This is a genomic window from Microcoleus sp. AR_TQ3_B6, from assembly GCF_036702785.1.
Classification (GTDB): Bacteria; Cyanobacteriota; Cyanobacteriia; order Cyanobacteriales; family Microcoleaceae; genus Microcoleus.
In genome coordinates this window covers 73,730-99,026 of record NZ_JAUBVJ010000020.1, presented here as the reverse complement: position 1 = coordinate 99,026, position 25,297 = coordinate 73,730, and the positions used below count along the sequence as shown (strand labels likewise).

The following is a 25,297-nucleotide window of genomic DNA, read 5'->3' as shown; positions in this document are numbered from 1 at the left end:
GGAAGAAGGAAGAAGGAAGAAGGAAGAAGGAAGAAGGAAGAAGGAAGAAGGAAGAAGGAAGAAGGAAGAAGGAAGAGAGGAGAAGAAAGTTAACTGTAGGTGGGGTAGAGTGAAGTAAAACCCAACCTACGGCGAACAGCCAACAGCCAACAGCCAACAGTCAACAGTCAACAGTCAACAATTAACAAATTTATTCTAGCCAGGGACGAGTCATTAGTTCTAGTTGGTTGACTTCATCTTGGCTTAAAGTCCAGCCTAATGCGCCTGCGTTTTCTTGGGCTTGTTTTGCGGTTTTGGCGCCGGGAATTGGGATTACTTTGTTTTGGGCGATTAGCCAGTTGAGGGCTACTTGGGCGGGCGTGCGAGATCGCTTTTTGCCCATTTTCCGCAGGGTGGACATGACTAATTCGATTTTTTCGAGGCCGCTTTTGCTGAAGCGGGAGTCCAGTTTGCGGGCTCCTGTAGGTTGTTCTTGGGCTGTATATTTGCCGGTTAGCAATCCTTGGGCTAAGGGGCTGTAAGCTAAAATTGTGACTCCCAATTCGCGGGCTGCACTCACAATTCCTTGTTTTTCTACTTGCCGCGACAGCAAGGAGTACCGGACTTGATTTGTTGCTAGGGGAACGCCTCTGGCTGCTAGTATTTTGTGGGCTTCGCGCATCTGTTCTGCTGAATAGTTGCTGACTCCTACTGCTTGAATTCTGCCTTTTTTTACTTCATCGGCTAAGGCGTTCATCAGGGTTTCTTGACGGAGTAAAAAAGTGAAGGGCCAGTGCACTTGGTATAGGGCTATTTGTTCTACTTGCAAGCGTTTTAAGCTGGCACTCAAAGCGTCGGAAACTGATTTTCCTGTAATCCGCCAAGGTAGGGGGCCGAATTTGGTGGCTATTTGCACGGGTTGGCTGGTTTTTTTGAGAAACTGCCCCAGTAATTCTTCTGACAAGCCGTTACCGTAGACTTCGGCTGTGTCGAAAAAGTTGACTCCGCTGTCTAGGGATGTTTTGAATGCTGCTTCGACTTCAGCGGCGCCGTAGTTGCTGCCGTAGTTCCAAAATAGTTTGTCGCCCCAAGCCCAAGTTCCGACGCACAGGGGAATGACGGCTGGGCCATTTTGTCCTAGGGTAATGGTTGTCACGGTTGGTAAATCCACGGTTATTGATTCTCTTTATTTTTATATGAATTTATACGAATAATCGCGATCGAGCTTCTAGCCGGGGGAGGAAAGGCGGCGGGTTGCTATATCTCAGTTACTATAAATTCAAATGCTGTGTTTATTTGAATAGTTATGTCGATCGACCGTTTGCCAGATTCAAGATTAACAGATTCGGCGACTCCTGCCCAAAAGAGAGTTACCCTGCTGACTATGTTCCGGTTGGGTTTGTTTCAGATGGGATTGGGCATGATGTCGATTTTGACCCTGGGGGTTCTCAACCGCGTCATGATTAAGGAGTTGGCGATTCCGGCTACTGTGGTGGCTGGTACCCTGGCTATGCACCAGTTTGTGGCGCCGGCTAGGGTGTGGTTCGGGCAAATGTCTGATGCTAGACCTTTGTTTGGCCATCACCGCACAGGTTATGTGTGGATGGGGGGGGTTCTGTTTGTGATTTCTGCTTTTTTGGCGGTGCAGGTGATGTGGCGCTTGGGCAGCAGTTTGGAGGCTGTGGGGTGGACGACTGCTACTTACGGTTGGGTGGGTTTGTTGGGTTTGATTTTTGCGCTTTACGGTATTGCTATTTGTTCGAGTTCGACTCCTTTTGCTGCTTTGTTGGTGGATGTTTCTGATGAGGAGGACCGATCGAAGTTGGTGGGTGTGGTGTGGTCGATGCTGATGGTTGGTATTATTATTGGGGCAATTATTAGCAGCGGTTTGCTCAAGCAAATTGATGGGGATGTGCCGCGGGAAGTTTTGCAGGCTTCGATTAACGGTTTGTTTGTGAAGGTGCCGGCGCTTGTTTTGCTGTTGGTGGGAATTGCAACTTTTGGGGTTGAGAAAAAATATTCGCGGTACGGGGTGCGATCGAGCGCAGTGAACCGAGAAGATAAAATTACTCTGGGAAGTGCGCTGCGGATTTTGACTGCTAGCCGCCAAACCGGTTTGTTTTTTACTTTCCTGCTGGTTATGACAATTTGCTTGTTTATGCAGGATGCGGTTTTGGAACCTTACGGCGGGGAAATTTTTAAGATGCCGATTTCGGAAACTACTCGGTTGAATGCTATTTATGGTACTGGTACTCTGATCGGTTTGAGCGCAACTGGTTTTTTAATTGTGCCCCGAATTGGCAAGCAAAATACGATTAGGTTGGGCTGTTTGTCGGTGGCGACTTGTTTGAGTTTAATTATTTTATCGGGATTCACAGGAAATCCAGTTGTGTTTAAGTCGGCTTTAATGTTGTTTGGTTTTTCTTCGGGAATTACGACGACGGGTGCGCTGAGTTTGATGTTGGATTTGACTGCTGCGGAAACTGCTGGGACTTTTATTGGCGCTTGGGGTTTGTCGCAGGCGATGGCGCGCGGTGTGGCGACGGTTAGCGGCGGTGCTATTTTGGATCTGGGCAGAAGTTTATTTGGGGTGCCAATGCTGGCTTATGGGTTGGTTTTTGGGGTGCCTGCCGTGGGTATGATTCTGGCTGTTTGGCTGTTGGGTAGGGTGGATGTTCGGGAGTTTCAGGATAATGCTAAAACTGCGATCGCAACTATTCTTGAAAATGAATTAGACTGATGTTTTGTCAGGAAAGCCTCTGGCAGTTGACAGGAAAGCAGGTGTCAGTTGTCAGGAAATCCTGGGGCGGTTGTTAGTTCCAATAATTCATAACCAATAACTAATAACGAATAACTAATGACTAATTTTTGGGATTCTATTTTAAGTTTTGCACGGGTTACTGTCGAGAGAGTCGGACAGCAGTTGTTGCAAGATTTTGGTTCCGTGCAAGCGGATGAGAAGGATGACGGGAGTTTGGTGACGAAATCCGATAAGTGGGCTGATGCGGAAATTAGAAGTGCGATCGCATCTACTTTTCCCAGTCACGGCATTTTGAGCGAGGAAGGAGAACAGGTTTTCCCAGATACTGAATGGTGTTGGGTTGTCGATCCTTTGGATGCAACAACTAATTTTGCTAGGGGAATTCCGATTTGGGGTATTTCTTTGGGTTTGTTGTATCGCGGAACTCCGGTTTTTGGCTGCGTGCATTTGCCGCCAATTAATCAGTCTTTTCACGGTTTTTATGCACCTGATTTGGCGGGTGGCGTGTTTGACAATATGCCTCAAGGTGCGTTTTTAAACGGGCAGCCAATTCGGCCGAGTGCCGATCGAATGAGTGGGAATCATTTTTTTAATTTGTGTTCGCGGAGTGTGGGAATGGCGCCTCATATTCCGAGTAAAGTTCGGATGTTGGGTATGGCTAGTTACAATTTTTTGACGGTGGCTTCGGGTGCGGTGTTGGGAGGAGTGGAAGCGACGCCGAAAATTTGGGATATTGCCGGGAGTTGGGTAATTGTGAAGGCTGCTGGTGCGGTTTGGCTACCGCTGGAGTCTCAGGCGATTTTTCCGCTGGAAGTGGGGAAGAATTACGGCAGGATTTCTTATCCGACTTTGGTGATGAACCGGCAGGAGTTGGTGTCGGTGTTTTTGCCGTTTGTCGAGGCTTGGAAGAAGAAAAAAATGGGGTGATTTGTGCGCTAGCGAAGCTATGCCGTAGGCAATCGAGCAATTATAAAATAAAACAGCCTGGCAGGCGTGACGGAGGAGTCTCCCACGCCTGCCGTGCTGTTTGCAAGATATACCGACCGATGACCGATGGTTAAAGTATCCCTGCTCTTGTCTATTTCTGGCAATATGCGATCGGGTGGTTTTCTTTTAGGGCGATCGGGTGATGCGGTGCTGGTACAATTTGTGGTAATTTTTCAACGAGCTATTATCTCTATAAAAGAAAATTCTACCCGTTTTCCAGTAGAGGCACAATCGAAAATACGTTTGCTGCGGTGTTGGAAAAAGTAGATGAGTGGTATATTGGCTAGGTCGAAGAGCTATTCAGTGCGATCGTACAACAAAAAACTTTGGAAGAAACTCGGGAAAGTCTGCGGTTGGCGATCGAACTAATCTCGATCGCACAATTTCAGGGATTCACCAGACGGATGATTTTCTAAGTGCAATTATCAAGCGCGGCTACTCGTCTTAGCAGGTGCTGAGTCGGGATATCCGGTCAATGTCATGTTAATTTGCGGGTGAGAATAACAGTCAACCGACTCGGATCGTAGCAATTCTGCGGCGCGATCGCCCTTGATGCAGCCGGCAAAATAACAGATGCTGGGATGGGGACACAACATTGCTGTGTCCCAACTGCCAAATGAATTTATTGCCTCATGCAATTAATTTCGACAGCACAATATATCGGAAATGAACCAGATGAGTTGTTCGATTTGTGAGGAGCGGAAATACAGTTAGAGATACGCAAAGATAGAAAACATCAAAAACCCTTAAAAAACTCTATTTTTCGGATCGGAGGTAAAACCGGATATAGAAAAATGGAATACATCGGGGCCGTCGCAATATCGAGAGGGCAGGGGAAACCACAACAACAGCACACGGATGAAAGCGAGTCAAGTTTTACAAGAATACAAACAAGGCAGGCGAGATTTTAAGGGCGTGAGCCTGCGGGGACAGTCGTTTGTCAAGAAAGATTTGTCGGGAGCGGACTTCAGCGAGGCCGATATCCGGGGAGCGAACTTCAGCCACGCCACTCTGACGGGGACGAACTTCGCGGGAGCCACGGCGGGACTGCAATGGTTCTGGGTGGCGGTGCAGTGGGTGCTGGCATTGCTGATGTCAGCTTTGTCGGGAATTCTGGCATCATATTCCGGGGTGTTTGTAGTGGCTGCGAGCCTGTCTGTTGAGAGCCTACTAGAAAAATGGGTATTGAGTATTTTTTTTGCCCTCGTCGTAATTGCTATATGTGGTGTGATCGTCTGTCATGGATTTACCGTTCAGGCAGTTAGTTTGATAGCCGTCGCTGGAGCCGTCGCCGTCGCCGTCGCCTTCGCTGTCGCTGTTGGCGGAGCCGGAGCCTTCGCAGGAGCCGTCACCGGAGTCGTCTCCGGAGCCTTCGCTTTAGCCGGAGCCTTCACCTTCGCCGGAGCTGGAGCCGTCGCCGTCGCCGTCACCGGAGCCAAAGCCAGAGCCGGAGCCGGAGCCGTCACTGTCGTCGTCATTGTCGCCGTCACCGTGGCCGGAGCCGTGGCAGGAGCCGTAGCTTTGGCCTTTGCCGTGGCAGGAGCCGTATCAGGAGCCGCCATCCTCCTGAGCCTCTACGTCGCATGGCGAGCCATGAAAGAAGACGAAAAATTTGCCATCGTGCGCCAGTTTGCCATCGCCTTCGGTTCCCTCGGCGGAACTCGCTTCTACTGTGCTACCCTCACCGATGCTAACTTTACCGCAGCCACCCTCAAAAGTAGCAATTTCCGCGAAGCCACCCTCACTCGCACCTGTTGGAAAGATGCTGAAAAACTCGATCGCGCTCGTCCTGGAACCACCTATCTCAACTATCCCCACATTCGCGAACTGGTGACAACCCGAGAAGGAGAAAAGGGAAATTTCGATCGGCTGAACTTACGCGGTGTCAACTTGCAAGGCGCAAAACTTGCTGAGGCCAGCTTCATCCTCGCCGACCTCAGCGACGCTAACTTGCAAGATGCAATTCTTAGCCATGCTAAACTCGTACAGACACAGCTCGATCGAACCGATCTTACAGGAGCCACCCTTACCGGAGCCTACATTGAAGATTGGGGCATCACAACAGAAACCCGACTCGATGGAATTCGCTGCGAGTACGTCTATAGGCGTCTGCCGCCGAACCAGTGCCCGCCCTTTCTGCAACTTCCACCCTCCGAACGTCTCGATCAAGATCCCCATCGCGAACCCAAGGACCAGAACAAAACCTTTGAAGACGGAGATTTTAGTGATTTCATCACTCCTCTCAAACAAACTCTCGACCTTTACCACAACCGCCCGGAAGATTTGCGCTTGGTTCTCCTAGCATTCCAAAAGCTTCGAGACGAAAACCCCGATGCTGACTTAGAATGGGTATCGTTCGAGAAAAAGGGCAAAAACCGGGATAAAGTACTGTTGCGGGCGGAAACTGCGCCCAATGCTGACCAAAGCTCCCTGCACAATCGCTATTTCAATAATCTAAATGAATTGAAGTCTCTGTCGCCAGAAGAGCTACGCACCCTTCTTTTTGAGCGTGAAGGAAAACTTCAATTAATGGAAAAACTGTTACAATCCCGTAGCCAGACATCCCCATTTTCCATTACTAATATCAACCATAAAGGAGATAACAAAATGACTAATCGAACTATTAAAATGGGTCCCGGCGACTATCGCGAAACTAATGTCAACGATCGAGCCACTTATGTTGAAGGGGATTACTACAATCGTTCCAACCCAGTAGAAACCCAACAATTGCTGCAAATTCTCGATCGCTCCTATCCCCCCGACATCCCCGCCGATACCCAAGCAGTAATCGACGTAGCGGTGAAAAATATCGCCAAAAATCCAGCACTCAAAGAACGAGTCATCGGCGCGTTGAAATCTGGAGGCATCGAAGCCGTGAAGGAAATCACCGACAATTCTTACGTGAATATTTTGCTAGCAGCTTATGAAGGATGGCAAAATCCAGAGTAGGAATAGCGTAGGGTTGAGTAGTTGGAAAACACGCCCTAGGATGCTTGTCTGTACAATTTCACTTTCAACATGACTTACGTATATGTATAGCTAGAATTAGGACACAACATTGCTGTGTCCCTACTGCAAAATGAATTTATTGCCTCATGCGATTAATTTCGACAGCACATTAGACAACTTAGCACCGAGATTTTCAACAGACTCCTGCTGTTTGGGATCTTTCATCGTACCGTCAGGATTAAATGCTTCAAAAGCTTGGGGAATTGCTTTCTGATCCGGGAGTACCAATACGTTAATATTTCCCAGGATCGATCGCAAATGCACTAATCCCCGCAAACCGCCGAGTCCGCCTGGCGAAGCACTCATAATTACCGCTACTTTGCCCGTAAATGCCACTAATCCCGGTTCACCCGGTGCTGGGCGCGATACCCAATCGATCGCATTTTTCAAAACAGGCGTAATTGAACTGTTATACTCAGGGGAAGCTATTAAAAACCCGTGATGCGCTACCATCAATTCCTTCAATTTGCGGGCATTTTCTGGCATTCCCTCTTTTGCTTCCAAATCTTCGTCAAATAGCGGCATCGGCAAATCGCGCAAATCTACATAAGTAACTTCTGCGCCCGCCGCCCTAGCCCCAGCCGCCGCAACTTTTACCAGCAGTTTGTTATAGGATGCTTCGCGGGTACTTCCGGCAAATGCGAGAATTTTTGGTCTGTTTGTCATTGATTTTTTCCTAATTATTGCTTTCGAGTAAAATTGTACTATTCCGAGTGATGCCAAACAAAGTCAGCAATGGGTCTATCTGCCGACAAAGGAGGATTTTCACTGGAATTAATAAGACCGATCGCACTTTTACATTCCCGACTCCCAAACGCCTCTCGACGCGGCTGGGAATGCCGTAACCGTAAATAATGTGTCCTTTCCCCCCCAACACCACAACTTGATAGTCAGGGTTTGCTTTGACAAATTGGGCTATTTTTTCCGCCCAAGTTTCGTCCCACAAAACTTGGGCTTGCACAAATCTTTCAAAAGCCGTACTATTTCCCTGTTCTGCCTTTTGGTGTTCCTGGTAAACTTCTAGCAGCAGTTGCCGGTATGCGGCGTTGTCGGTGCGAATTTCCGATATTGGCGGAATGTGCTTTTTTTCCTCGGCTGTGAGGCTTTCTAAACCTTGACGGGAACTTTTCTCGTTACTTCGGAGGGTGTATTTAAGGCGAGGACAGGTAGTTGATTTTCTTTGGCAAACCGCAAAATAGGGGCGTAAGATTCCCAGGGAAAACGCCATCTGCGATCGTACTCTGTTTGCTCGACTAATTGCTCTTGAGTCAGTTTACCGGCTAAGTAGTTGTCGATCGCGCTTTGAAAGGGACCCTGAAACATTTCCATCGCGATCGCAATTTTCCGATTTTGCCGCTGCATTTCTCGGACAATCTTTAGTTGAGCTTGGTGGTCTTCCGCGCTATCGTGGGTTTCTCCCAGATAAACGACTTTTGCCTTCACCAACTGTTGCAGAATCTCTTGGTTAGTGTAACTCTCCCCAGGTTGAGGGTTCGCCGTCGTTGAAGCAGCCGCTGCACTGCTGCACAGCAGAAAGATACTCAGCGATAAGGCGCACAGTTTGATGAGTCTGGTTGTTTTCATACACACATTATGCCTGTTTCTCGCAGCAGCAAGCACAGCCGAACTCTACTATTTTAGCTGAGCAGCTAGAAAGCTCGCTGCTTAATTTAACTTCATAATTAGTCGTAATTATCTATATCCATAGAGGATTGTCTTCCCTCTTCCTTCTTCCTTCTTCCTTCTTCCTTCTTTTGTAAAGTTTAGTTGCAGGTACTTGCGCTTCTAGAAGAAGGTGCTAAATTAATAATATGAAGCGAACAAAAAGCTTCTCTGACAGATACCACATCCAGATCCCACAGCGAAGTTCACAATAGAATCTAAGGAGTAAAACGCTGTTTCATCTCACATCTGTCTCATTAAAAACCAATAGCAGCACCCACCAACAAAGCTGATACTTCCTAAACTAATTAGAGGGGAGCAATGCAACTGAATCCGAGGATTATTGCAACTCCACATCGAAGTTGAGAAAAAAGGAAGTCACTCGGTACATATGGCTGGGTGCTGTTGTTGTTAAAAGAAATTTTCGGTTTGTGATGTTTTTTGCAGTAGAGGCAGAGCCTCTAGATATGCGTTACCGGGCAAAGCTGGGTAACGAGCATAAAAGGAGAAAACCTAGAAAATTACTGGAAAATTGTCTCGTCTTCCTTTCGCCACGCGGGATCGACGATACAAATAAATATTAGCGGCTCTGTGCCGCAGTTGTAAATAAACTGCATGGCGTTTGGGGGAATGTAAACTGCATCTCCAGCTTCCACGAATTGATTTTCGTCATCGATGTGCATTTCTCCAACGCCGCTGAGGATGTAGTAAACTTCAGAAGTTGTCAGGGAGTGCAGCACAGAAGTTTGTCCCGCGGGCAAAGTGGCGTGGGCTAAACTGTAACGCAAATCTACAGCTTGTTTGTCTGGATGCAGCAATTCTCGCAGTTGAGTACCGTCGCCAGCAATAAACTCGTCGCAGGCATTTAGCTTTTGAATTAGCATTCTTTCCAGACTCCTAAAAATCTCTTTACCACAACTTAAGTTTAATTGAAAGAGCCAGAGATGTTAAGAAATATGTAAAGCGGCGGCTGGATGTTTTAACCGTAAATTCCCGAATGCGATCGATAATCAGGACAGTCGATCGCATCTTCAGATAAAGCTATAGTAGGTTGAACGGGACACTTGAGGTGGTAGTCGCCCGTGAAAAATACGCAGTTAGCACAAGGGATTTGGTGCATCCGCTGAGCTCGGCGCATGGAGTCGGAGACAGTACGCCCGATAGTCGCAAAGATTAAAAAAACTAAACCCCAGGCGGAGACAAAACACAGGGGCACTAAAACAGGCTGTATTGCCTTAAGCAAAAAGTAAAGCATAGCAAGAAAATTCAGCGTTAGAAGCCATACATACCTTACAGTAGTGGAACTGGCGCTCGATCGACCCAAAAGTTTAGAATCCTTTACAGCTCGATCGAGAAACCGGGGAATTATGGCATGATAAGGAACAGTCCTTAAATAAAATTAGAGGAAATCCGTTGTCAGTAACGAGCGGGCTAAAGCCATTGAGCTTGTAAGAGAGCTCGAGCAAGCTGTACTGACAGGCCTAAGTCTTAGCTGACTGCGTTATTTAGGTCATAACACCGGTGAATGCGACGCTAGTTTTGGGCTCTGTTGTTTACAGTTAAACAGTTTTAAAGTCCGTAAAACAGTGCTGTAAACGTGACAAGCCTTTATAACAAAGGCACAAAGCGAACATTACCCCGAAAGGGAGATTGAGGCAGCCATACCTCACCCCAGAGGCAACCATACCTCTGGAACCCCGAAAGGGGATTCAAGGCGATTGAAATCGCCTGGTCGTTTTCCTCTCAGGACTAAAGTCTCTGAGTTTCCCACTTACCGAACTTTTTTTATGACTCTGCGATTAGGCGATACAGTTCCGAACTTTACCCAAGCTTCGTCTGAAGGGGAAATCAATTTCTACGAATGGGCCGGCGATAGCTGGGTCGTGTTGTTTTCCCACCCGAAAGACTACACTCCAGTGTGCACCACAGAACTCGGTGCAGTGGCCCGTCTCAAGTCTGAATTTGAAAAGCGGGGTGTCAAAACCATTGCCCTCAGCGTCGATGATGTGGATTCTCACATGGGCTGGATTAAAGATATTGAGGAAACTCAAAATGTCACCCTCAATTATCCGATTTTAGCAGATGGCGATCGTAAAGTCTCCGACATTTACGACATGATCCATCCCAACTCGCTGAACAACTTAACAATCCGCACAGTTTTTGTAATTGACCCGCAAAAGAAATTGCGTTTGAGCATTACTTATCCGGCGAGTACTGGTCGGAATTTCAATGAGATTTTGCGAGTAATTGATTCCTTGCAACTTACGGACAAATACAGCGTTGCAACTCCGGTTGATTGGAAAGACGGCGACGATTGCGTAATCGTACCTTCAATTACCGACCCCGCAGAGTTGGCAGAGAAATTTCCTAAAGGCTACACGCCGATTAAGCCTTATTTGCGGATGACTCCTCAGCCGAATAAATAGGTTTAACATTCCTGGAAGCAGAACTAATTATGTAGGGTGCCCGCGGAGCACCTTACCTCTATAATTCGCGCGTCATATCAAATCCCCTGACATCGGAATTATTATCTCTCTCTTCTCTTTCTCTGTGTCCTCTGTGCCCTCTGCGGTTTAATCATTCCGATACAACCGGAATTGATCCCACACCAGCTTATAGTTAGGACTTGAGTCCTTAATCCTGATTTTTTAGGACTCAAGTCCTCACGAAAAACAAAGAAATTGTGCAATCTTGTCTGAACAATTTAGAGTGGAGGAAAGGCAAAATGCTGTCATCAACAATTGTGTTGCGAATACCGCCCAAATTGCAAATGACAGACGACGAGTTTTTCGAGTTCTGTCAAATCAATAGTGAGTTACGCATAGAACGCAACAAATCGGGAGAATTGCTAATTATGCCCCCTACTGGTTCGGAGACGGGAAATCGCAGCGGTAGCGTCTTTGGAGAGTTGTATATTTGGGCCCGACAAGATGGAACCGGTATATGTTTTGACTCCAGTACGGGATTTAAGCTTTCAATGGGTGACAAGTCTCCAGATGCCTCGTGGATTAAACTGGAACGGTGGAATGCTTTGTCACCAGAACAAAAGCAAAAGTTTGCCCCGATTTGCCCTGATTTTGTAGTAGAACTCAGGTCGGCTTCTGACAATCTCAAGCCATTGCAAGAAAAAATGCAAGAATATATGAGAGAACCAGGAGTGCAGTTAGGCTGGCTTATAGACCGCAAAAATCGCAGAGTTTACATCTATCGTCCCGGTTTGCCAGAGGAATGTTTGGAGAATCCCGCGACAGTCAGCGGCGACCCTGTTTTGCCCGGATTCGTACTCAATATGAGCAATATTTGGTAAGCTTAGTATAGGAGCAACGATCGAGGAAATCAATTATGTTGACATCAAAAATTCTGTTGCGAATACCGCCCAAATTGCAAATGACAGATGACGAGTTTTTCGAGTTCTGTCAAATCAATAGTGAGTTACGCATAGAACGCAACAAATCGGGAGAATTGCTAATTATGCCCCCTACTGGTGGAACAACAGGAAATCGCAGCGGTAGCGTCTTTGGAGAGTTGTATATTTGGGCCGGGCAAGATGGAACCGGTATGTGTTTTGACTCCTGTACGGGATTTAAGCTTTCAATGGGTGACAAGTCTCCAGATGCCTCGTGGATTAAATTGGAACGGTGGAATGCTTTGTCACCAGAACAGCAAGATAAATTCCCACCTATTTGCCCGGATTTTGTAGTAGAACTGAGGTCAGCTTCTGACAATCTCAAGCCCTTGCAAGAAAAAATGCAAGAATATATGAGAGAACCAGGAGTGCAGTTAGGCTGGTTGATTGACCGCAAAAATCGCAGAGTTTATATTTACCGTCCTGGTTTGCCAGAAGAATGTTTGGAGAATCCCGCGACAGTCAGCGGCGACCCCGTTTTGCCCGGCTTCGTACTCAATATGAGCAAGATTTGGTAGAACTGCTAGCAATAAATATCAACTTATTGTAAAAATTAATAATAGGATGCCAACACGAAAAAAATATGGATATTAAAAACGGCTTTGTAGGCACAATCGGCAACACCCCACTAATTCGCTTAAACAGCTTCAGCGAAGAAACTGGCTGCGAAATTCTCGGCAAAGCAGAGTTTCTCAATCCCGGCGGTTCCGTTAAAGATAGGGCCGCTCTTTACATCATCAAAGATGCAGAAGAAAAAGGCTTGTTGAAACCGGGCGGCACTGTTGTTGAAGGCACTGCCGGCAATACTGGCATCGGTTTAGCCCACATTTGCAACGCTAAAGGTTACAAATGTTTGATTGTGATTCCCGATAACCAATCTCAAGAAAAAATCGATGCTTTGAAAACCTTGGGCGCTGAAGTTCGGACTGTTCCCGCTGTTCCTTACAAAGACCCGAATAATTATGTCAAATTGTCGGGAAGATTGGCGCAGGAAATGGAGAATGCAGTCTGGGCAAATCAGTTTGACAATTTAGCCAATCGCCGAGCTCATTACGAGACAACTGGCCCGGAAATTTGGGAACAAACAAACGGGAAAATTGATGCTTGGGTAACAGCTACGGGTACCGGCGGCACTTTTGCTGGCGTAGGAATGTTTTTGAAAGAAAAAAATCCTGCTGTGAGAATTGTCTTGGCAGACCCGATGGGCAGCGGGCTTTACAGTTATTTCAAAACTGGGGAAATTAAGACTGAAGGCAGTTCGATTACTGAGGGAATTGGCACCAGTCGCGTCACTGCAAATATGGAGAATGCCCCGGTAGACGATGCCATTCAAATTGACGATACTGAAGCTGTGCGGGTGATTTACCAACTGCTGAGGAAAGAAGGGCTGTTTATGGGCGGTTCTGTGGGGATTAATGTGGGGGCGGCGGTGGCTTTGGCGAAGCAAATGGGGCCTGGACATACGATTGTTACGGTACTCTGCGACGGCGGGGCTCGGTATCAGTCGCGTTTGTTCGATCGACAATGGTTGGCTTCCAAAGGTTTGTCACCAGATTAACCGTCAGGTGTGCTGCGGCGCACCTTAAAATCGGGGCTTATATAAAAAAAAAATCTGGGCATATATCTGGGCATATATGCGCGCACCTATTCCCATGATAAAAAAATACCATATATGTAGCAGACTGTCAAGTAAAAAAACATGAAAATCAAAGAATCTTCTCAGCAAGTTCTTGTTTGTCAAAACCGCACTTGTCGCAAGCAAAATGCAGCAAAGGTACTGGCAGCTTTTCGGCAATTGTCGCCCTCCGAAGTTGAAGTTGTTGCTAGCAGTTGTTTGGGACAGTGCGGCAACGGGCCGATGGTGTTGGTGCTACCAGAAGAGGTTTGGTACAATGGCGTTTGCCCTGAAGAAGTTGCGACAATAACTGAGCAACATTTGCGGGGAGGAAAGCCGGTGGAGAGGATGCTTTACCGCAAGTTTCACCGACTTTCTAAGTAGTCGCTCGCCCGCGTTTAAGAAATTTCTTCCGCCAACAACCGGCGGAGAATTTCGGTGACTTCGGCTGTAAAACCTGGGGTTGGGAAAGGAAAAATTTATGAAGAAACCGGGTTTCACCCAGCAAGTGCGTCCAGGACTATATACCTGAGTGCGGACCCTGCGATCAAGCTTTTTTGCTACGTACTTGAATACGTTTGTCGGTTTTTTGTTTCTTAATCCAAGAGACAAATTTATGGAGTTCAGGGTCATTTTTGAGCTTTTCCAGGGTATTGAGCTCTTGGGCGAGGTGTTTGTTGTCAAATAGAGAGTGAATCTGGCGGTGACAAGCGGAGCAAATGTCGATTGTCGGGCTGGGATCTTCGTTTTTCCGCTTGGTGTTTTGTTTGGGGATGAGGTGATGGGCGGTTAATGCTTCCATTTGTCGATCGCACAATTCGCACTGCATAATTTTCTCAATGCTGCTGGATAGGAGAATTGCTACTTTTAGTTTAGCGCGATCGGCTTTAATTCATGTGAATGAAGGTCGAGCCTAGTTCTGGACAAAAAAAACCCCCTAAAAAAGGGGGCATCCAAGCAGAACCTAGGCGTCACAAAATATAAAGCAGCAAAAACAAAACAATCCAAATAACATCCACAAAGTGCCAGTAAATCTCAGTCGCTTCGATTCCGAAGTGGTGCTCGCTAGAATAGTGACCTTGGGTGCGGGAGCGCCACACCACTGCCACCATCAGCAGCACTCCCAACGTAACGTGCAAGCCGTGAAAAGCAGTCAAAACGTAAAAGCAACTGGCATACAAATTCGTCGTCAAGCCAAACTCTAAATGAGCGTATTCGTAAACCTGACCGCCCAAGAAAACTGCACCCATAGCAATAGTTACGAGCAGCCAATTGCGCATTCCCGCCGCATCATTTTTTTTGATTGCAGTATCCGCATTGTGAATCACAAAACTGCTAGCAATCAAAATTATCGTATTAATTCCCGGCAGCAATAACTCACGCGCCGGCGTACCTTCAGGAGGCCACACGGGGGCCATCGCCCGATAAATCAAATACGCCGCAAACATACCGAAAAATATCATGCCTTCAGCGCACAGGAAGACAATTACACCTAACATTCGGTGGTCTGGGTGCTCGACACCGTGTGCTTCTACCTCTGCCTCGTGGTGGTAGTTAAGGGCTGTTTTTGCCGGATCGATCGCTGGAATTTGCATAAGAAATTGGTAATGAAGAAGTCAGTTGTCAGTTGTCAGTTGTCAGTTGGCAGCGGGCAGTTCGCATTAGTCATCAGTCATTAGTCAACAGTCAACAGTCAACAGTCAACAGTCAACAATGCCCAATGACTGATGACTGATGACTAATAACTACTCGCCATCTTGACTTTCATCAGCAGGAGAATCAACATCTATGTCTGATTCAGGAGCGACCAAAGTGGCAGTACCGCCAAAGAAAGTTGAAGCTTGAGCCTCCGCAATAGGAATACCCTGTTTCTGGGCGTTGCGGGTGGCATTTTCCCTCAACTTGAGCCTGAGACGTTCCCCTGTATTCTGAATTTTTTCCATGCCGTAATCGTAAGGCCCTGTTGCCAATACCGGCACTCCTTCAAAATTTTCGATCGGGGGCGGCGAAGTCGTCATCCATTCCAAACTCAAAGCTTGCCAAGGATTGTCACCTGCTTTCGGGCCGTACATCCAGCTCCAAATCACATTAATGATAAACGGGATTGTAGACACTGCCAGCATATAAGAACCGACAGTACAAATGACATTAATTGTGGTAAATTTCGGGTCGTACATTGCCACCCGCCGGGGCATTCCTTGCATCCCCAAAGCGTGCATCGGCAGGAAAGTTACAGTAAAGCCAACATAGGTTAAAACAAAGTGAACTCTACCCCAAAATTCATTAATCATCCGCCCCGTCATTTTGGGGAACCAGTGGTAAAAAGCAGCGTAAATGCCAAACACTGAGCCGCCAAACAGCACGTAGTGTAGGTGAGCGACGACAAAATAAGTGTCGTGAACGTGAATGTCGAAAGGTACGGAAGCTACCATGATCCCGGTGATGCCGCCGAGGACAAATGTTGAGATAAAACCCATCCCAAATAGCATGGCGCTGACAAGCCGGAGTTTGCCTCCCCAAATAGTTGCCAACCAGCTAAATATTTTAATCCCAGTTGGTACGGCGATGATCATAGTCGTGATCATAAAAAACATCCGCAGCCAGCCGGGGGTGCCGCTGGTAAACATATGGTGAGCCCACACGATCAAGCCCAAAAAGCTGATCGCGAGACTGGAATATGCGATCGCCAAATAACCAAAAATTGGCTTGCGCGAATGCACCGGCAAAACTTCTGAAATCACCCCGAAAAAGGGCAGAATCATAATGTAAACTGCGGGGTGCGAATAAAACCAGAATAAATGCTGGTAGACGATGGGATCGCCGTTACCGGTCGGGTTAAAAAATGCCGTCCCTGCTAACAAGTCAAAGGACAGCAAAATCAAAGCTGCGGCTAACACTGGAGTAGCAATCAAACTCAGCGCTGAAGTCGCAATCATCGCCCAGCAAAACAAAGGCATTTCATTGAGACCCATGCTGGGAACCCGCATGGTAAAGATGGTAACGGCAAAATTCAGCGCCCCCAAAATCGAAGAAGTTCCCAGAATCAAAACGCTGAGAATCCAAATTTCTTCGCCCGCTTGAGCAGTAACTAAGCTCAAAGGCGGATAAGAAGTCCAACCCGCCTGTGGAGCTCCTACCAAAAAACTGCTCAACAGCAACACGCCGCCTACGGGAATTAGCCAAAAGGCAACGGCATTCAGCCTGGGAAATGCCATGTCTTTTGCCCCAATCATTAAGGGGATCAAAAAGTTAGCAAATCCGGCTCCGGCGGGTACGATCCACAGGAAGATCATCACCGTGGCGTGAACAGTAAATAAACTGTTGTAGAGTTCGGGGGTGACAAAATCGGCGTCGGGGGTGGCGAGTTCTGTTCGCACCAAAGTTGCCATCACGCCGCCGATTAGATAGAAAATAAATGTTGTGACTAGGTATTGAATACCGATGACTTTGTGGTCGGTATTAAAAGTGAAGTAGTCGCGCCAATGTCTATCGGCGGGCGCTGTTCCGCGAGCCTCAGTGTTGGCACTTTCTTGGAACTGTGCTTGTGTCATAGTTATTAGTCATTAGTTATTAGTCATTAGTTATTGGCTCGGGATCGAAGACCCAGTGCCAGAAACTAATGACTATTTTTAGTGATGAGTTGGGTGAAGTTGTTCTAGGGTTTCGGAATTAATTTTTATTTCCCTGACGTAGGGAGCCAAAAATTCACCGTCTGACAATTCCCCTGGATTGGCTGCAACTGCTTGCTCTAAGTTTTGACTGCTAGCAACTTGCTGGCTTTGCAGCCAACTGTCGAATTCTTCGGGCGTGTGAACGACTGCTAAAGCTTTCATCGCTCCGTGATAAGCGCCGCACAATTCAGCACAAACAACCCGGTATTCGCCGGTTTTAGTTGCTGTAAATCTCAGTTCGCTCGGCCGCCCGGGAATTGCATCTTGTTTGAGGCGAAATTCCGGCAGCCAAAATGCGTGCAGCACGTCTTGAGCTGAGATATTTAGCTGTACGTCGCGGTTGGCTGGGATATGCAGTTCGCCGGAACTAACGCCGCTTTCTGGATAGCTAAAAATCCAGGCGTACTGCAAACCCATGACATTTACAACTAAGTCTGGTTGTGTGTTTTCATTTTCTGGGGAAGCGCCTACGCCTAAAGCAACGAATTTTTGAGACGGAATTTGAGGGGCGTTTTGGGGTGTATCTGAGAGTGTGGCTGCGATCGCACTTCCCCGCATTTTAGAGTGCGCTTGCATGGTGCCGTGGTCGTGATTGCCCATCGGATCGAGGCCTCCCATTGAGTTGTAAATCTCAAAACTGTAGACTCCGATACCTAAAATAATCACTGCCGGCACGGCTGTCCAAAGAATTTCTAAGGGAAAGTTGTCATGCCAAGGCGGGCCGTCTGTGTTGTCTCCTTTACGGCGGCGATATCTAATTGCAGCATAGATCAGCACTCCCTGAACCATGATAAATAATCCAGTGGAAATGGTCATCATTGTATTGAAGAGTGCGTCGATCTCGGATGCTTCATCAGAGGCGGCGATCGGTAGTAAACCGTGATTCTGCCCGTACCAGAGACTGATCAGAGTCACTACGATGCCGGCGAGCATGGTGAGGATGGAACTTGGAATGTTCACGCTGGTACTTCTTAATAGCGACACTTCTTCGCTTGTAAAATGAAGGAAGCGCCTCTGGGTTATCAATTTTTAATTGTAAATGGTATTTTTAGTAAAATGTCCATCTTAAGGGTTACTTAAGGCTTAGTATGTTTGACCGAGCGCCCGCGCGCCTAAAAAATACGTCTTTTGTACCTTGACAAAAATGATGAAAAATGGTATGCAATCGCTCGGTTTGGCGGCTAAATTTGAGATGGTTTCTCAAACACCATCAAATGCTGCTGAGGTAACATATCTTTTGTCTCTTTCCATACTAAACCAACGGCTGCCATTTCTTTTTTCACCTGCTTCTGCGTCATTTTGTGCAAACCTTTAATGGGAATCAGGGGGTTTTCGCCCCGATACTCGATCGATACCGCGCGGCCTCCCGGTTTGAGTGCTTTCACAATTCCTTGCATCATTTCTCTGGGATATGCAAATTCGTGATAAGCATCGACCATCACAACTAAATCCACGCTGTTTTCCGGCAAATTCGGATTGTCGATATTTCCCAAAACTGGCTCAACGTTAGCGATATTTTTTTCTTGTTTATTCAATTCTATAAAATTAATCATTTCCGGCTGCACGTCAACTGCTAAAACTTTTCCTTGTGGAAGTAAGGGAGCGATGCGAAAGCTAATATATCCCGTTCCCGCTCCAATGTCTGCTACAATATCGGTTGGTTTTAAATCAAGATTGTTGACTAATCGAGCTGATTTTTCTTCCATGCCGCGAGACGGTCTTTCCAGCCAACCAGCGCCTTGATATCCCATGACTTGGGCAATTTCTCGACCCATGTAAAATTTGCCGATTCCGTCGGGATTGTGGACGGTTCGCTGCTGGTAAATGGTGTCGCTGTTGGCGATTTTATTTGCTTTTGCACAGGCATTGAGCGGCAACAGGCAAATAATTGTCAGGATTATTACTGTTAATGGTTTAAGGAATTGTGCGGTTTTTTTCACGATATTTCTGATGAGTGTGTTTAATTTATTTCTCGTTCCCTGGCTCTGCCTGGGAACGCAGATCCCGAGGCTCTGCCTCGGGAAGCTCGAGAAGAGTGCATGATTTAATTGACGGCGGATTCTAACAGTTTGATTGTACCAGAATTTGCGTCAATTTCGACTTGTTTGCCGATCGGCAAAGTGAACTTATCGCGGATGTGTCCCACCATTGAACCGTACCAGGCGGGAATCTTCAAGGGACGAATGTGGTCTGACAAGACTTGAGGTAAGGTTAGGGACTCTTGGGGTTTTTCCGCTTCGCACTTGGTACACTGTCCGAAAATAAAACCGGATATGCGATCGAGAATACCCGCTAATTTGAGATGCGTCAACATTCGATCGATTCGATAAACTTCTTCGCCAACTTCCTCGACAAACAAAATACTATTTTCCCACTCCGGCAAATAAGCCGATCCCACCATTGCTGCTATAACTGATAAATTGCCACCGATTAATTTTCCCCTAGCTGTTCCGCGCCAGATTGTTTCAACTTGCACGCTTTTGGAGTTTTGCAGCGTCACCGAACCTCCCTCAAACAAAACTTTTTTGACGTAATCTACTGTAAAGGGACTCCAATTTGACACGCCTAAGGGGCCGTGGAAAGTAACAATATTAGTTTTAGCATAAATCGCCAATAACAGCGCAGTAATATCGCTGAATCCCATAATAATTTTAGGATTGTTGCGGATAATATTGTAATCCAGGAGTGGCAAGATCCGACCGCAGCCCCAGCCGCCCATCCCGGTAAAAATAGCTCGCACCTCGTCATCGGCAAAGGCTGCGTTGACATCGGCGGCGCGATCGGCATCCTTGCCTGCTAAATAGCCGTAGCGGTCGTAAAAATGCTGTCCCAATTTAACTTTTAAACCCAGCTTATCCAGAACTTTAAAAAATGGCTGCACTTCTTTTTCGTAGTTGAAAGCGGCAGGATTGATTAAAGCTACAGTATCGCCGACTTGCAGGCGGCGCGGCTCGATCGCACTTTTGGGAGATAGGTTAGTTTGGGCTAACGGCAAAAGCTGAGTACCAATAGCAGTCAGCCCAAAAGTTCTGAGCAGAACACGGCGGCGGAGAGTCATAGGTGTTATACCCTTGTTCGATTAAGTGAGGTACAGGTTGGGATTTTAGATTTTAGATTTGAGATTGGGGGATTGAGCAATTGTTAATTCGTTGATGAATGGCTCACGCGAGAAGTGTTATAGATAATTTGTGCTATAATTGTATAGCAAAATCTCTGCCATATCAGTTGAAAATTGCGAGTTTCCAATGCAAACAAAGACTAAAATCTCAGCTAAAAAATCTTGGGCTCAAGCTTTAGCCCGTCCGGCGGCAGAGTTTCCGCTGACTCCGCTATTGGTTAAAAGCGGTAAAATTCCCGAAGGATTGCGCGGCACTCTCTACCGCAACGGGCCCGCACGTTTGGAACGCGGCGGCATGACTGTGGGACATTGGTTTGACGGCGACGGTGCAATTTTGGCAGTACATTTTACCGATGCCGGTGCTGCTGCTGTTTATCGCTACGTGCAGACAGCGGAATATCAAGCTGAGAAAAAATCTGATAAATTTCTCTACACTAATTACGGCATGACAGCACCGGGTCCAGTGTGGTTGCGGTGGACGAAACCTATTAAAAATGCTGCCAATACTTCTGTTTTAGCTTTGCCCGATCGCCTTTTAGCTTTGTGGGAAGGCGGCCCGCCTCACAGCCTCGATTTGCAAACTTTAGAAACTATTGGCATCGATAATTTAGGAAATTCAGCAGGAGAATTTCCCTATTCCGCTCACTGCAAGCGTGACCCGATTACAGGCAATATTTTTAACTTTGGAATTACACCGGGTGTGAGTACAAAGTTGAATCTGTATAAAAGCGCTCCTACAGGCAAAATCGTGGAAAAAGCAACTGTTGCTTTAGATGGAATTCCCCTGATGCACGATTTTGTTTTGGCTGGAAAGTATCTAATATTTTTTGTGCCGCCAGTACGACTCAAATTTTTGCCAGTATTAGCTGGAATTAGCAGTTACGGCGACTCTTTTGAATGGAAACCGGAGTTAGGAACGCAGATATTAGTGGTTGACTCGGAAACTCTATCTTTAGTTAGTCGCGGCGAAACCGCACCTTGGTTTCAGTGGCATTTTGCTAACGGTTTTGTCAAGGAAGATGGTTCGGTGGCGGTTGATTTTGTGCGCTTCCCGGACTTTCAAACTAATCGGCGGCTGAAAGAAGTAGCGGCGGGTGAAACTCGCACTGATGCGGAGGGTTCCCTGTGGCGGGTGCATCTCAATCCTCAGACGGCGAAAGTGACAGCAACAGAAGAATTGTTGGATCAACCTTGCGAGTTTCCGACGGTACCTGCTGCCGAAATAGGGCAAGAGTCGCGGTATATTTATCTGGCAATGTATCGGCCTGACGTTGATATTGTACCGGAACGTTATGGTGCGATCGCCCGTTTTGACACGCAAAGCCGCAATCTCACAATTGCCGACTGTGGCGAAAATCGCTATCCCGCCGAGCCCATCTACGTTCCAGATATTTCGTCAGACAAAGGTTGGATTTTGACAGTTGTTTACGACGGCAATTCTGACAGCAGCGAAGTCTGGATATTTGACAGCGATAGACTTTCAGATTCCCCTGTTTGCCAGCTAGAATTGCCCGGTGTCATACCTTTGAGCTTTCACGGCACTTGGAAATCGGCAGTATGAGAAAATTGTAAAGAAGTGTTGCGGAAGATTTATTAAAAATTGTTGCCGCTTCTCTGTCAAGTTGTTAAGGTGTGTGTAGATAGGAAATTCTCATATCTAGGAGGTGTGGAATTGATAATCTGCATTGCTCAATTATCCTGTGCCAATTCGCAGGAATCCCCGGGGATTTTAAGTCGCCGCGGCACAGGATATCGTCTGCCTCTGCGGACTAAAAAAAGAGGGGTAATCAAGCCCTGGCGACTAACCAATCCCGGCGAATATTCCCGGCGCATAAATTCCCGGCTGCACAGGCAAAGTCCGCCTCCACGGACTGAAGAAAGAGGGGTTCGAGAACCCCGCTCAATGACAAATTCGCGGTGAATATCCGGCGAATTCGCGGCTACACAGGCAAAGTCCGCCTCCGCGAACTGAAGAAAAAGCGGTAATAAAGCCCGCTTTGGCATAATTCCCGACTAGGTTTTCTCATTTGGGCTCGGTCTGCTCGAATGAGGTTAAAAGACCAGATATGTGACTGATTTCTGGCACACCAAAAGTTTAGTTCAACTCACGCGCACGTTAGCGATTCAACAGTTTTTAGTTTTGAGTTAACCCCACAAATAAATGAGGTCTATCGAAAAAAGATAGGCTTTCCCAAAATTATGAATTATGAGTTGTTACCGCCAAAATATTCAACTCATAACTGATAATTCACAACTCAAAACTCATAACTCCGTGCCGCGGTGAGTATCTACCAAAAGGTTTAATCTATGCAACTTCAAGGAAAAACAGCTCTTGTTACAGGAGCTTCGCGCGGAATTGGGCGAGCGATCGCCCTGGAATTAGGGCGACAAGGAGTCAAACGTTTGGTGATTGTGGCGCGCAACCGCAAGCAATTAATTGAACTGGCAGAGGAAATCGATGTTTTTGGCACAGAAATAGTGCCGCTAGCATTGGATTTAACTCAGTCAGTAGCGGTGAATATTGCGATCGCCCAAGCTTGGCGAGATTACGGCCCGATTCACCTGCTAGTCAACTGTGCGGGCGTCGCGCACCAAGCATCATTCTTGCGTTCCCCGCTGCCCTTAATCGAGTCAGAAATCGCCTTAAACTTGCTCGGAACCTACACAATTACCCGCTTGATAGCTCGGCGAATGGCGGCTCAAAAAGAGGGAACAATCGTCAATGTTTCGAGCTTGATGGGAAAAATTGCCGCTCCGACAATGGCGACTTATTCTGCTACCAAATTTGCGATTTTGGGATTCACCCAAGCTTTGCGCAGCGAGTTAAGTCAGTACAATGTTCGAGTCACAGCTTTGCTCCCATCCCTAACAGATACCGACATGGTGCGAGACTTGGAGCAATTCCGGTGGGTAGTGCCCACAACTCCCGAAAAAGTCGCCCTAGCACTTGTCGCGGGATTGCACAAAGATGCGCCGGAAATTTTGGTAGGATGGCAAAGTCATCTAGCAGTTTGGTGTCACCGACTTGCGCCTTGGTTGCTGGATTTTGTGTTGCGGATGGCGACTCCACAACTTCGGGATAAAGCGCGGGGCCGTAAATTGCGGGAGGCTTGAGCTAGCGGGCGATAAACCCTTTTTTGATTAGGACTTACGCACGGGTGACGAGAAACCGGGTTTTTTTGCGAAAATATTTTGTTGCAGCCCGCAGATTTAGAAAAAAACCCGGTTTCTTTGGTCGGAGTGCGTAAGTCCTTGCTCTGTTATAATTGAGATTATTTAAAATTATCTTGATTTCGCAAAAATGAGCAATAAAAAATCCTTCCTAAATTATAAAACTAGCCAAAAACAAAAATCCTCTCTCCCTCGAAATCCTCTGGTTGAATTTGCCTCAAGTTGGCGGATAGCTTGGGGAAAAACAGACGGGATAGAAGATAATACAGCGTGGCGAGAAGGTCGAATCGCTATTATTTGCTCAAACCCAAACACTCAAATAATTCTAAGTCCCTCCGAAAAATTTGCAGTTGTCGGCGATATTTGGCTGAGCAACCGATTAGAATTGCTGGAAAGAGTGGGGATTTCTGCTAATAGTTGGCAGGGGTGCGATCGCCAATTAGTCGCTCAACTGTGGGAAGGCTGGGGCGTTGAATGTTTGCCGATGCTGGCGGGTATGTTCGCCTTTGCGGTTTGGGACAGAGAAGGGCAAGTTTTGCGGCTGGCGCGCGATCGCACGGGGGCGCGCACTCTCTACTACACTAATGTTGGCGCGACTCGCTGGATTGCTCCTCAACAAAGGGCGATCGCACCATACCATTCAAGGGCGATCGACCTGACAGCGCTGCGAGATTACCTCTGCTGCTCCTTCGTTCCGGGCGATCGTACCCTCTGGCAGCAAGTGCGAGAAGTGCGCCCAGGAACCGTTTTGAGCTTCCCTGACGAGACGATTTCCGCTTACTGGGAACTCCGAGAACAAGTTGCCGAAGCCGAACAATCTTTAGAATGGCACGGCGCGAGATTGCGCTCTCTTTTAGATGAAATTGTCCGAGAATATTTGCCTGCAAATCAACCTGTAGGCGTCTTTCTTTCCGGCGGGTTAGACTCTAGCTGCATAGCTGCTTTAGCTGCTAAATTTCACGATCGACCAGTTCACACTTACTCAATTCATTTTGGTGCAGAATGCGCCAACGAATTAGAGTTTTCCAGTTTAGTTGCCGAACACTGCCAAACTCAACACCACATTTTAGAAATTAGCTTTCGGGATATGTGGGAAAAGTTGCCAGAAACGATGGCCTATTTAGACGATCCGATCGGCGACCCGCTGACAGTGCCAAACTTGCTATTAGCAAGAATGGCGCGAGAATCTGTCGAAGTTGTCCTCAACGGCGAAGGCGGCGACCCCTGTTTTGGCGGACCGAAAAATCAACCGATGCTAATTAATAGCTTGTACAATTCTGTCACTAATTTGGATTCGCTGCCAGCCTATTTAATCTCTTTTCAAAAGTGCGCGGCCGATTTGCCTCAACTGTTAAAACCGGAAATTTTGGCGGCGGTAAAAACAGAACCTTCGGTATTTAGTGCGGATTTGAATGCCAGCGGCAATTATCTCAATCGATTAATGGCCTTAAATATTAAATTTAAGGGGGCAGACCAGATTTTGACCAAAGTGAACAACTTGACTCAAGCTGCGGATTTGCACGGGCGATCGCCTCTTTTCGACCAGCGAATAGTTGACTTGAGCATGACTGTTCCACCGGAATACAAACTATCGGGAGTTGTGGAGAAAGCTGTTTTAAAACAAGCGGTTGCAAACCTTCTGCCCGCTCAAATTTTAGACAGGCCCAAAAGCGGGATGCTGGTTCCCGTACAGTTGGGATTTAAGAAGTTTTGGCAGCGAGAGGCTAAGGGTTTGCTGCTGTCGAAAAAAGCTGCGATCGCTCCTTATTTCAACCAATCTTTGATAGGTCAATGGCTAGACTATGAAGGAGATACCTGGGGGCGTTACGGCGTTAAGCTGTGGCTGTTGACGAGTTTAGAAATTTGGCTGCAAGGTAATAAGTAATATCTTTTCGGTAGGGAAACGGCACTGCCGTGT

General features: G+C 47.1%; 23 protein-coding genes and 1 pseudogene. 12 read left to right on the top strand and 12 right to left on the bottom strand.

From position 1 onward, the window contains the following. Window positions 1-190: 190 nt before the first annotated feature. Entirely contained in the window at window positions 191-1,135 is a 945-nt protein-coding gene (locus tag QUB56_RS12745) for an aldo/keto reductase (protein ID WP_332955575.1), read from the bottom strand. 150 nt (window positions 1,136-1,285) lie between these two features. Between QUB56_RS12745 and QUB56_RS12740 the strand changes: the two genes are divergently transcribed. The 3 genes from QUB56_RS12740 (at window position 1,286) to QUB56_RS12730 (ending at window position 3,994) form a co-directional block, all read left to right on the top strand. After that, window positions 1,286-2,719: a BCD family MFS transporter gene (locus QUB56_RS12740; protein ID WP_332955572.1), complete on the top strand. Its 1,434-nt coding sequence runs from the start codon at window positions 1,286-1,288 to the stop codon at window positions 2,717-2,719. Between the two features lie 117 nt (window positions 2,720-2,836). Then, the gene (locus QUB56_RS12735; protein WP_332955571.1) at window positions 2,837-3,667 is read left to right on the top strand and encodes an inositol monophosphatase family protein; all 831 of its coding nucleotides are present in this window, start codon (window positions 2,837-2,839) and stop codon (window positions 3,665-3,667) included. Between the two features lie 126 nt (window positions 3,668-3,793). Then, window positions 3,794-3,994 carry a hypothetical protein gene (locus QUB56_RS12730; protein ID WP_332955570.1) on the top strand — a complete coding sequence of 67 codons (201 nt, stop codon included), beginning with the start codon at window positions 3,794-3,796 and terminating at the stop codon, window positions 3,992-3,994. A 158-nt stretch (window positions 3,995-4,152) separates the two neighbouring features. On the opposite strand, the gene QUB56_RS12725 is transcribed toward QUB56_RS12730, so the two are convergent. Then, window positions 4,153-4,365, bottom strand: coding sequence for a hypothetical protein (locus QUB56_RS12725; protein WP_332955569.1), 213 nt, complete (start codon window positions 4,363-4,365; stop codon window positions 4,153-4,155). Between the two features lie 220 nt (window positions 4,366-4,585). Between QUB56_RS12725 and QUB56_RS12720 the strand changes: the two genes are divergently transcribed. After that, a complete protein-coding gene (locus tag QUB56_RS12720; protein ID WP_332955568.1) occupies window positions 4,586-6,676 on the top strand; it encodes a pentapeptide repeat-containing protein in 2,091 nt (696 codons plus the stop codon). A 144-nt stretch (window positions 6,677-6,820) separates the two neighbouring features. On the opposite strand, the gene QUB56_RS12715 is transcribed toward QUB56_RS12720, so the two are convergent. The 4 genes and pseudogenes from QUB56_RS12715 to QUB56_RS12700 form a co-directional block, all read right to left on the bottom strand. Continuing rightward, complete coding sequence (locus tag QUB56_RS12715; RefSeq protein WP_332955566.1) at window positions 6,821-7,402, bottom strand: NAD(P)H-dependent oxidoreductase; 582 nt, start codon at window positions 7,400-7,402, stop codon at window positions 6,821-6,823. Window positions 7,403-7,412: 10 nt separating this feature from the next. Beyond that, a pseudogene (locus tag QUB56_RS37175) lies at window positions 7,413-8,320 on the bottom strand (ChaN family lipoprotein). Window positions 8,321-8,919: 599 nt separating this feature from the next. Beyond that, a complete protein-coding gene (locus QUB56_RS12705) occupies window positions 8,920-9,282 on the bottom strand; it encodes a cupin domain-containing protein (protein ID WP_332955564.1) in 363 nt (120 codons plus the stop codon). A 95-nt stretch (window positions 9,283-9,377) separates the two neighbouring features. Then, entirely contained in the window at window positions 9,378-9,653 is a 276-nt protein-coding gene (locus QUB56_RS12700) for a hypothetical protein (RefSeq protein ID WP_332955562.1), read from the bottom strand. A gap of 532 nt (window positions 9,654-10,185) precedes the next feature. Here QUB56_RS12700 and QUB56_RS12695 point away from each other — a divergent pair. From QUB56_RS12695 to QUB56_RS12675, 5 genes are all read left to right on the top strand, one after another. Next, window positions 10,186-10,824, top strand: coding sequence for a peroxiredoxin (locus QUB56_RS12695; RefSeq protein WP_332955560.1), 639 nt, complete (start codon window positions 10,186-10,188; stop codon window positions 10,822-10,824). Window positions 10,825-11,123: 299 nt separating this feature from the next. Continuing rightward, complete coding sequence (locus QUB56_RS12690) at window positions 11,124-11,705, top strand: Uma2 family endonuclease (protein WP_332955559.1); 582 nt, start codon at window positions 11,124-11,126, stop codon at window positions 11,703-11,705. Between the two features lie 35 nt (window positions 11,706-11,740). Next, complete coding sequence (locus QUB56_RS12685) at window positions 11,741-12,322, top strand: Uma2 family endonuclease (protein WP_332955558.1); 582 nt, start codon at window positions 11,741-11,743, stop codon at window positions 12,320-12,322. A 65-nt stretch (window positions 12,323-12,387) separates the two neighbouring features. Next, window positions 12,388-13,362, top strand: coding sequence for a cysteine synthase A (locus tag QUB56_RS12680; protein WP_332955557.1), 975 nt, complete (start codon window positions 12,388-12,390; stop codon window positions 13,360-13,362). Between the two features lie 141 nt (window positions 13,363-13,503). Continuing rightward, the gene (locus QUB56_RS12675) at window positions 13,504-13,803 is read left to right on the top strand and encodes a (2Fe-2S) ferredoxin domain-containing protein (protein WP_332955556.1); all 300 of its coding nucleotides are present in this window, start codon (window positions 13,504-13,506) and stop codon (window positions 13,801-13,803) included. A 163-nt stretch (window positions 13,804-13,966) separates the two neighbouring features. On the opposite strand, the gene QUB56_RS12670 is transcribed toward QUB56_RS12675, so the two are convergent. The 6 genes from QUB56_RS12670 to QUB56_RS12645 all read right to left on the bottom strand — a co-directional run bounded on the left by QUB56_RS12670 (window position 13,967) and on the right by QUB56_RS12645 (window position 20,148). Then, on the bottom strand, window positions 13,967-14,248 hold the full coding sequence (locus QUB56_RS12670) for an HNH endonuclease (RefSeq protein WP_332955555.1): 282 nt from the start codon (window positions 14,246-14,248) through the stop codon (window positions 13,967-13,969). A gap of 142 nt (window positions 14,249-14,390) precedes the next feature. Then, window positions 14,391-15,014 carry a heme-copper oxidase subunit III gene (locus QUB56_RS12665; protein WP_332955554.1) on the bottom strand — a complete coding sequence of 208 codons (624 nt, stop codon included), beginning with the start codon at window positions 15,012-15,014 and terminating at the stop codon, window positions 14,391-14,393. A gap of 150 nt (window positions 15,015-15,164) precedes the next feature. Next, window positions 15,165-16,970: a cytochrome c oxidase subunit I gene (ctaD, locus tag QUB56_RS12660; protein WP_332955553.1), complete on the bottom strand. Its 1,806-nt coding sequence runs from the start codon at window positions 16,968-16,970 to the stop codon at window positions 15,165-15,167. 78 nt (window positions 16,971-17,048) lie between these two features. Continuing rightward, window positions 17,049-18,050, bottom strand: coding sequence for a cytochrome c oxidase subunit II (locus tag QUB56_RS12655; RefSeq protein WP_332955552.1), 1,002 nt, complete (start codon window positions 18,048-18,050; stop codon window positions 17,049-17,051). Window positions 18,051-18,271: 221 nt separating this feature from the next. Beyond that, window positions 18,272-19,030, bottom strand: a complete 759-nt coding sequence (locus QUB56_RS12650) for a class I SAM-dependent methyltransferase (protein WP_332955551.1) — start codon at window positions 19,028-19,030, stop codon at window positions 18,272-18,274. A gap of 104 nt (window positions 19,031-19,134) precedes the next feature. Then, window positions 19,135-20,148 carry an LD-carboxypeptidase gene (locus QUB56_RS12645; RefSeq protein ID WP_332955550.1) on the bottom strand — a complete coding sequence of 338 codons (1,014 nt, stop codon included), beginning with the start codon at window positions 20,146-20,148 and terminating at the stop codon, window positions 19,135-19,137. A gap of 187 nt (window positions 20,149-20,335) precedes the next feature. Between QUB56_RS12645 and QUB56_RS12640 the strand changes: the two genes are divergently transcribed. From QUB56_RS12640 to QUB56_RS12630, 3 genes are all read left to right on the top strand, one after another. Beyond that, complete coding sequence (locus QUB56_RS12640) at window positions 20,336-21,769, top strand: carotenoid oxygenase family protein (protein ID WP_332955549.1); 1,434 nt, start codon at window positions 20,336-20,338, stop codon at window positions 21,767-21,769. 746 nt (window positions 21,770-22,515) lie between these two features. Beyond that, window positions 22,516-23,322, top strand: a complete 807-nt coding sequence (locus QUB56_RS12635) for an SDR family NAD(P)-dependent oxidoreductase (protein WP_332955548.1) — start codon at window positions 22,516-22,518, stop codon at window positions 23,320-23,322. A gap of 187 nt (window positions 23,323-23,509) precedes the next feature. Then, window positions 23,510-25,264, top strand: coding sequence for an asparagine synthase-related protein (locus tag QUB56_RS12630; protein ID WP_332955547.1), 1,755 nt, complete (start codon window positions 23,510-23,512; stop codon window positions 25,262-25,264). Window positions 25,265-25,297 lie beyond the last annotated feature (33 nt).